Below are 287 nucleotides of genomic sequence, written 5' to 3'. Positions count from 1 at the left end.
GTCGCGCCACCGGACGCGGCGGCCGCGACCGCGGTTCTCAACCAAGTGCGCATGCCACGCCGGTCGGTGATGGTGCTGAAGGGCGAGAGCCTACTCAACGACGCCTCGGCGCTGCTGCTGTTCAGCGCGGCCACGGCGATCCACGCGCGCGGCGCGCTGGACCCGCCCCTGGTCCTCCAGATCGGCCTCGCCGCGACAGGCGGCATCGTGCTGGGCATCGTCCTGGCCCACGTCTTCGGCTGGCTGACGCCTCATGTCACCGGGACCCTGGGCGGCAATCTACTGGA

1 pseudogene is annotated in these 287 nt (G+C 71.4%); it reads left to right on the top strand.

Annotation, left to right across the window (positions count from 1 at the left end):
- Positions 1–51: 51 nt before the first annotated feature.
- A pseudogene (locus EIK80_RS25635) lies at positions 52–287 on the top strand (hypothetical protein); the annotation flags it as partial.

The sequence above is a fragment of the Caulobacter sp. 602-1 genome (assembly GCF_003931565.1).
Lineage (GTDB): Bacteria > Pseudomonadota > Alphaproteobacteria > Caulobacterales > Caulobacteraceae > Caulobacter.
The sequence above is the reverse complement of the archived record's forward strand: the minus strand, read 5'-3'. Positions and strand labels throughout refer to the sequence as shown.